7 protein-coding genes and 1 pseudogene are annotated in these 8329 nt (G+C 32.8%); 1 reads left to right on the top strand and 7 read right to left on the bottom strand.

From position 1 onward, the window contains the following. Positions 1–121 precede the first annotated feature (121 nt). Positions 122–984, top strand: a pseudogene (locus HHU12_RS34995) (Rpn family recombination-promoting nuclease/putative transposase). Positions 985–1047: 63 nt separating this feature from the next. Here the strand turns inward: HHU12_RS34995 and rfbD are convergent. From rfbD to HHU12_RS07365, 7 genes are all read right to left on the bottom strand, one after another. Further along, a complete protein-coding gene (rfbD, locus tag HHU12_RS07395) occupies positions 1048–1905 on the bottom strand; it encodes a dTDP-4-dehydrorhamnose reductase (protein WP_169656110.1) in 858 nt (285 codons plus the stop codon). A gap of 64 nt (positions 1906–1969) precedes the next feature. Further along, positions 1970–2527, bottom strand: a complete 558-nt coding sequence (rfbC, locus tag HHU12_RS07390; protein ID WP_240970878.1) for a dTDP-4-dehydrorhamnose 3,5-epimerase — start codon at positions 2525–2527, stop codon at positions 1970–1972. 47 nt (positions 2528–2574) lie between these two features. After that, positions 2575–3471, bottom strand: a complete 897-nt coding sequence (rfbA, locus tag HHU12_RS07385; protein ID WP_169656109.1) for a glucose-1-phosphate thymidylyltransferase RfbA — start codon at positions 3469–3471, stop codon at positions 2575–2577. A 1-nt stretch (position 3472) separates the two neighbouring features. Next, complete coding sequence (gene rfbB, locus HHU12_RS07380) at positions 3473–4522, bottom strand: dTDP-glucose 4,6-dehydratase (RefSeq protein ID WP_169656108.1); 1050 nt, start codon at positions 4520–4522, stop codon at positions 3473–3475. A 68-nt stretch (positions 4523–4590) separates the two neighbouring features. Next, positions 4591–5106, bottom strand: coding sequence for a UpxY family transcription antiterminator (locus HHU12_RS07375; protein ID WP_169656107.1), 516 nt, complete (start codon positions 5104–5106; stop codon positions 4591–4593). Between the two features lie 100 nt (positions 5107–5206). Beyond that, positions 5207–5908 (bottom strand): outer membrane beta-barrel protein, encoded by a 702-nt coding sequence (locus HHU12_RS07370; RefSeq protein ID WP_169656106.1) that lies wholly within the window; start codon positions 5906–5908, stop codon positions 5207–5209. A 45-nt stretch (positions 5909–5953) separates the two neighbouring features. Further along, complete coding sequence (locus tag HHU12_RS07365; protein WP_169656105.1) at positions 5954–8326, bottom strand: polysaccharide biosynthesis tyrosine autokinase; 2373 nt, start codon at positions 8324–8326, stop codon at positions 5954–5956. Positions 8327–8329 lie beyond the last annotated feature (3 nt).

Below are 8329 nucleotides of genomic sequence, written 5' to 3'. Positions count from 1 at the left end.
TAAACCCTCTTACTAAGTAAACCTCCTTCTTGGAATATTACAAGTAATGATTGATATACAAACCTAAGGTTAAGTCGTGGGCTGATGATGATGGAAGCGTAAAATCTCCAATTTAAAAGAAATGTGTACATCTCGTTATATCAATCCATTTACAGATTTTGGTTTTAAGAAAATCTTTGGAGAGGAAAGCAGTAAGGAAATTTTGATCGATTTTTTGAATTCGGTTTTACCAGCTAAAGATCATATTTATGATTTGACGTATAAACAGACAGAGCATCTTCCTAAGAATGATACAGATCGAAAAGCTATTTATGATTTGTATTGTGAAATGAACGAGGAGAAAGGTTTATTGTGGAGTTACAGCGTGCCTCTCAGACCTTTTTTAAGGACAGAACAATTTATTACTCAAATTTTCCTATTCAGGAGCAAGCTGAAAAGGGTATGTCTTTGAATTATGAATTGCATGGGGTATATGTTATATCAATTATGGATTTTGTATTTGATGATACTGGAGAGCATTATTATCATACTGTAGAATTGAAAAATCAGAATAATCAAGTCTTTTATGATAAGTTGAAGTTTGTGTATCTTGAACTTCCAAAGTTTTATAAGAAGGACAGTGATTTGGAAAGTAATTTTGATAAATGGCTTTATTTATTGAAAAACTTTGAAGAGATGCCATCTGTTTTGCAAGAACGTATTTTTAGACGAGTGTTTAAGATGACAGAATATATGGCTTTACCAAAGAATGATCAAATGAAGTATGATCAAGATGTGAAACGTTTTCGAGATTATGCGAATACTTTGAAGACAAAAAAGGAAGAAGGGATCGAGATTGGTGAGAAGAGAGGGGAGAGGAAGGCAATAATAAAAACAGCCAAGAAGTTATTGAGTATGGGGTTCAAAGTACAAAAAGTGGTTGAAGCTACAGGTTTGACAATTTTAGAAGTTGAAACTCTGATCTCAAACAGCAGACGAGACTAGAATAGTTGATAAATTGATTTATCATTAGCCCACGACTTCAGTCGTGGGACTTTTCAGTAAATTTTATAATTGTTCTATGGTCTCTTTTAAGGAAATACTCCAATGCTTATTTTTTACACCAAATTGCTTTGTGATTTTTGCCTTGTTAAGCACAGAGTATTGTGGTCTTTTTGCTTTAGTAGGGTAGTCTTTTGTTTCAATCAAATTGACTTGGCAGTCAAGAGTTGATAGTTTCATTATTTCAAAAGCAAAATCGTACCAGCTACATACACCAAGATTAGAAAAATGATAGATTTCATTTTCTTTACTCCATAATTCTGTTTTTGATGCAATTTCAAGACATGCTAAAGCAAGGTCTCTTGCATTGGTAGGAGTTCCAACCTGATCGCCAATAACTCCTAAATTATCTCTTTCAGTACCCAAACGTAGCATTGTTTTTACAAAGTTGTTGCCGAAGGTAGAGTAAACCCATGAAGTACGAATAATTAAACCTTGAGTACTTGAATTGAGAATGTGTTGTTCTCCTTGAAGTTTTGTTTCTCCATATACACCAATAGGAGATGTTGGGTCTTCTTCTTTATAGGGGAGGTAGTTATTGCCATTGAAAACATAATCGGTAGATATATGAATGATTTTTGAATTATGTTTTTCAGCTTCTTCTGTAAGATATTTAACAGCAATATTATTAACCTTATTCGCAATATCAAAATTATCTTCAGCATTATCGACAGCTGTATAGGCAGCACAGTTGATGATTAAATCAATTTTTTGCTGAATGAAGAAGTTTTGTACTGCTTCTTTATCAGTTATATCTAACTCTTCAATATCGGTAAATACAAAATTGAAGTTAGGGTATTGGTTAGTTAATATACTAATTTCAGAACCTAATTGGCCATTTTTCCCAGTTACAAGAATATTCATGGTAATTGCTTTATATCTACATCAATAGCCCACGACTTAAGTCGTGGGCTATTGATGATGGTGACTATTTTTTAATAAAGTAAGGTAATTCTTTATCTTTTTCTGATAAAAAAATTTCCTCTTCTTTTAATTTCCAATCAATATTGAGGTTTGGATCATTCCAAATTATACCAGATTCATTTTCTGGTGAATAAGGTGCATCTACTTTATAGGAAAAGATAGCGGTATCACTTAAGACCAAGAATCCATGAGCAAACCCTTTTGGAATTAGAAATTGAGTCTTGTTTTCTGCACTTAAAATAGCACTTACATGTTGTCTATAAGTAGGAGATTCTTTTCTGCAATCTACAGCTACATCCAGTACTTCTCCTTGAATTACACGAACTAATTTAGTTTGAGCAAATTCCCCTACTTGGTAGTGTAAACCTCTTAATACTCCTTTTGTAGATTGGGATTCATTATCTTGTATGAAATTTATATGAGGGAAGTGTTCTTTAAACCAATTTTGTTTATAGGCTTCCATAAAGTAGCCACGATTGTCTCCAAATACTTTAGGTTGAAGAATAAATAAGTCTTTTATTTTTGTCTCAATGATGTTCATAATGATATCGCTTTCCTCCATCACTAGCCCACGGCTTAAGTCGTGGGCTAGTAATGGAGGATGTTTTCTTAAGTTCTATTCAAGGTTGTACCTGCATTAATCTTTTTTAAAAGATATTGGCCATATCCTGTTTTGAGAAGAGGTTTTGCTAATTTTTCGACCTGTTCCTTATTGATAAATCCTTGATCGAAGGCGATTTCTTCTAGACAGGCGACTTTAAGGCCTTGACGTTTTTCAATGGTCTGTATAAAACTACTTGCCTCTAAAAGGGAATCGTGAGTACCTGTATCTAGCCATGCGTAACCTCTACCCATCAATTCGACTTTAAGGCGTTCTTGATTAAGGTAAATTTCATTAACAGTAGTGATTTCTAACTCACCTCTTTCTGATGGTTCAATTGTTTTCGCAATTTCAACAACATCATTGGTATAAAAGTAAAGCCCTACAACAGCGTAGTTTGATTTTGGTTGATCAGGTTTTTCCTCAATACTTACAACATTGCCATCCCCATCAAATTCTGCAACTCCATACCTTTCTGGGTCATTTACATAATAGCCAAAAACTGTAGATTTTCGTTCTCTTTTGATATTAATTCTAGCTTGTTTTATAAGGTCTGTCATACCATGACCATAGAATATATTATCTCCTAATACAAGGCAAACGTCCTCATTACCTATAAACTCTTCCCCTAAAATAAAAGCCTGTGCTAAACCATCGGGAGAGGGTTGTTCTTTGTAAGAGAAATTAATTCCTAAATCTTCACCATCACCTAATAATTTCTTGAAATTAGGTAGATCATGAGGAGTGGAAATGATCAAAATATCTCTTATTCCTGCAAGCATTAGAACAGAAATAGGGTAGTAAATCATTGGTTTGTCATAAATAGGAAGCAACTGTTTAGAAGTGCCTTTGGTGATAGGATACAAACGGGTGCCTGACCCTCCAGCTAATACAATACCTTTCATCTTATTTAGAATATTGTTGACCGTAATATTTCTGATATGTGCCTTGGGTAATATTATCCAACCACACCTGATTGCTTAAATACCAGTCAATTGTTTTACTTAGTCCTTCTTCAAAAGTAACTGATGGAGACCATTCTAACTCTTTATTGATTTTTGTAGCATCAATAGCGTATCTTAAATCGTGACCTGGGCGATCTTTTACGAATGTGATTAATTGTTCTGAAGAACCTTCTGTTCTACCTAATTTTTGATCCATCTGCTTGCAAAGCAATTTAACAAGATCAATATTTTGATACTCATTAAACCCTCCAATATTATAGGTGCCACCCTTTTGACCTTTATGGAATACTAAGTCTATCGCAATTGCATGATCGACTACATATAACCAATCTCTTGTGTATTTACCATCTCCATAAATGGGAAGAGGTTTATTATTAATAATATTATTAATACAAAGAGGGATTAATTTCTCTGGGAATTGGAACTCTCCATAATTGTTAGAACAGTTTGTGATAACATATGGAAGATTGTATGTCTCTCCGTAAGCTCTTACGAAGTGATCAGAACTTGCTTTTGAGGCTGAATAAGGGGAGTTAGGATCATAAGAAGTTGTCTCGGTAAATAGACCTGTTTCACCTAATGTGCCATATACTTCATCAGTACTGATATGATAAAATAATGCACCTTCTTTTGTGTAGTCAACTTCATTTTTAAAAGCATTCAGCAAAATCATAGTCCCTAATATGTTTGTTTTTGCAAAGGCCAAAGGATCATTGATTGAACGATCTACATGAGATTCTGCAGCAAGATGTATAACGCTTTCAAATTTATGTTGCTTAAAGAGCTCATTTATAAAAGCCTCATCAGTAATGTCTCCTTTTATGAATGTGTAATTTTCTTTTTCTTCAATATCCTTCAAGTTCTCTAAGTTGCCTGCATAGGTGAGAGCATCAAGATTAAAGATATGATATTCGGGATATTTATTAACAAACTGTCTTACGACATGAGAGCCAATAAATCCAGCTCCTCCTGTGATTAAAATATTTTTCATTTTTAGTATAAAATTTAGCCTACAGATAAAAACCTATGATATTAATATCATAGGTTTTTATCTGTAGGCTAATCTACAACTTTTTCTTGTATTCTGATTTGATTTGGTGCACAAATCACTTTTAAGTTTAATTCTGGTAAGATAAGTTCCAACTTATTTTTTTGAACCGATTGAATTAATCCACTTTGCTCTTGAAAAGCACCATTCTGTATTAATACCCGGTCTCCTATATTTAGATCTTCAATTTTTATATTTTCTGGATCCGATGTGTTCTCAATAAAGGACTTGAAAGCATTAAGTTGACTTTCTTGAATGATGGCTGGTTTTCCTTGCCAAAATATAAAATTTAGAATGCCAGGATCTTTTAATACTTCCCATCGTTCCAATTCATTGAGTTGAATAAACACATAAGAGGGGATAACAGGTACTGTTACTTTTTTCTTACGGTCACTCCATTGTCTTAATGTGGTAAAGGTAGGGCAGTAAGTAGAGAATCCTTTTTTATTTAAGCGTTCAGCAACTTTCTTTTCAGACTTTGGTTTGGTATAAATTACCATCCATTGTCTAGTTTCTTTGATAGTCATTTGGTGTTGTTGTTATTTAGTATTTATAAGTTCAAAAACATCATAAGCCTATAAATTTAATTATAGGCTTATGATTATAGATATGAATGAGGTCATTTATTTAGCGCATAATACGCATACCCGGAATTCTATAAGCGATACCAATTTGGCCTGTTAAATATAAGTCTACGGGTAAAGCTTGAGCTTTTAACCCATCTAAGTCATTACTTGTACTCATTCTGCCTAGTGCTTCTGCATTTAATAGCCAATTTTCAGATATTGTATATCTAAAGCCTAAACCTCCATTTAAAGTTCCTCCAACTTTATTTGCTGAAGTTCCTCCTACATAATTTTTTACATTAGCAACAAAAAGACCGGTGCCACCCACTAGATACCAAGTGAACAAAGAACCTTTTTTTCTACTATAAGGTGATCTTTTTCTGTTTCTTTTATTTACGCCCAAATCATAAACAAAAAGAGGTGAAAAATCGAATAATATTGTTTCAAATGCTTTTTGTCCTGTAGTTTCTAAATTAGGACGCTTATCTTTTGCAGTTAACATCATTAAAGAACCTTGTGCCCTAATATGCCATCTTTTGGAAATTTTAGTTTGTAGATATCCAGTAAGTGCCGGACGTGCAGCAGAAATATCTATTTTACTTGGACTTTGGTTAGCATACCCACCTGAATGATAGGCAATACCTATATTACCTCCAATAAGAAAGTAATTTGTTCTTTCAATTAAGTTGAGCGATCGATGAGATTGTGCAAAAGCACCTATATTTAAGCACAGTAATAGTGGGACTAGTAGTAAGGATTTCATTGTATCTATCTATTAAATATTTTCTGTTCTAAAATTTATAAAAATTTACTTTTCTAAGTAAGAAATATAGTCTTTTCCGTAGTAAGAGTATTGATATCCTCCTTTTCTACTCATATTTACATCCGTCATAAATAATGCCACATTAATTTCCTTGGATGGTAAAAAAGAATGTAAAGCTCTTTCTAACTGAGATTTTGGTGTTCGTCCTTGACGAATTGAATAGCAGACTAAATCTGCTTTCTCCATCATCTTTCTTGCATCTGAAACAATACCAATAGGTGCCGTGTCGTAGAGAACAATGTCATATTTATCACTTAATTCGTTCATTAATTGATCCATTTTCTTTCCCTGTAAGAGTTCAGTTGGATTAGGAGGTATTGTGCCTGAAAGTATTAAATCAAGATTTTCGTTGTCCGTCTTTTGAATATAGTCTTCAATTTTTTTTCCTGCACTTAGATAATTGGATAAACCAATATTCTCATTATTTTTTGGGAAAAGCTTTTTGAAGACGGGTTTTCTTAAGTCAGCACCCACTAAAATTACTCTTTTGTTTAATATAGTATAGAAGTTAGCAAGATTAGCTGAAGTGACGCTCTTACCTTCACCACTTATGGATGAAGTAATAAGTATAGTAAATTTGTCTTTATCTCCCAACATAAACTGAAGATTTGTTCTAAAGTTTCTGTAGCTTTCAGCGGCTAGGGATCGTGTTAGAGGATCTAGGAGGGTTGAAGTGTCTTGTGAGATAATGTTGCCAATGTAAGGTTTATCACTAATTTCTTTTACATCCGCTTCATCTCTTACCTTCGTGTCAAACAAAACAATCACATAGAAAATGCCAATTGGTAGGGAAAGTCCAAGAATAAGACCAATTAAAACATTGAGTTTGCGTTTAGGGAAAACTGGAAATTCACTACTTTCAGGGACAGAAAGCATCGTGTAATCACTTATTGTACTTGCTGCTCTTATACTATACTCCGCTTGTTTTTCTAGCAACAACTTGTAAAGCTGTTCATGTGTTTCGAAAAGACGCTGATAATCTTGAAGTGTTTTTTCCTCAGATAAAAGAGTATTTGTAGATTGTATTGACTTTTTAAGTTCAGTATTCAATTCTTCTAATTGAATATTAAGTGCTTTTTTGGTACTACGAATAGCATCTGTAATTTTTAAACGTAATGATTTCAATGCTTTCTCTCTTTCCACAGCTTCCTCTTGATAAAGGATTGATTTTTTTAGTCTTTGATTAGAAAGTGCATCCTCTAACTTCATTTCTGAATATTTACTTAACATTTCAGTAAGTTGAGAGCCTGTAATGCCATAAGCTTCAGGCATTAATATCTCTTCTTGACTTCCTGATTTCATATTGTTCAATAAATAATCACAATATCGTATACTTAGTTGAAGTTCATTGCGTTTATCATCCAATTTATAGATTTTTTCAAAAACTAGTTCAGCACCACCCGCTAACTCAGTGTTTTCAGTCTTGAGTTTGTACACTTGATTTGCAATTAGTTGCATAGAATCAGAAATGATTTGTAACTGATCTTGTATAAACTTAGCAGACTGTTTTGTTGCGAAATTTTTATCTTGTATGTCTTTTTGCTGAACAGTAGCAATAAGATGAGTAAGTATATCTTTTTCTTTATTCGCAATACTACCCTCTGTTTTTAGTTGAATTAATGGAAGGTCTGTGTTTTTTTCACCTAATATATTAAAGCCTATTTTTTTTCTTAAGTTTCTTACTTCAGAATTATAAGAGTTGATAACAAAAGAAAGTTCATTAAAAGATTCAAATGAGATGTTCTCTTTCGTGACTTTGAAGTTAAAACCGTTAACATTATAGTCTTTTGAAAAACTAAATGTTTTATCTTCAAAAAATAGAGCAGATGTGTCGCTGTCAACCATTAATCGAAATTGGTTTTTATTGTCACTTAGGCTAATATGAATTCTTTCATTAGAAGGGACCCACTTTGATTTTTTATCATAAACTACTGTAAAGGGTCTATTTTTATAGAGTTCAGTAACCTTGATTACCTTTTTGTCATAGTAGTGAATATTTAAATCAAGTTTATCTATTAACTTGTAAAGTACCTCATTGGATGTGAAATATCTTTTTTCATATTCAAGGTTGATTTTACTAAATTCTGCACCCATAGCATCAATAGGTAACATAGATATAAAATCAGATGAACTTCCTTTTGATTCAGTGCTTTTCTTAACTAATTCTGTAGTTATTGACCAGCGATTTACTTGGTATAAACTTACAAGAATAGAGGCTATTAATCCAATTGAAACGGATAAAACAATCCACTTCCATTGTTCTAAGCATAAGTAGAACCACTTCTTGAAATCCTGAATAGCTTTATCTTCAGGGTCTGATTGTACTTTAGTGAAATAATTATCTTTATCCTTAAGCATGAT

Source organism: Flammeovirga aprica JL-4 (assembly GCF_012844305.1).
GTDB lineage: Bacteria > Bacteroidota > Bacteroidia > Cytophagales > Flammeovirgaceae > Flammeovirga > Flammeovirga aprica.
This window is presented reverse-complemented; position numbering and strand designations above follow the sequence as displayed.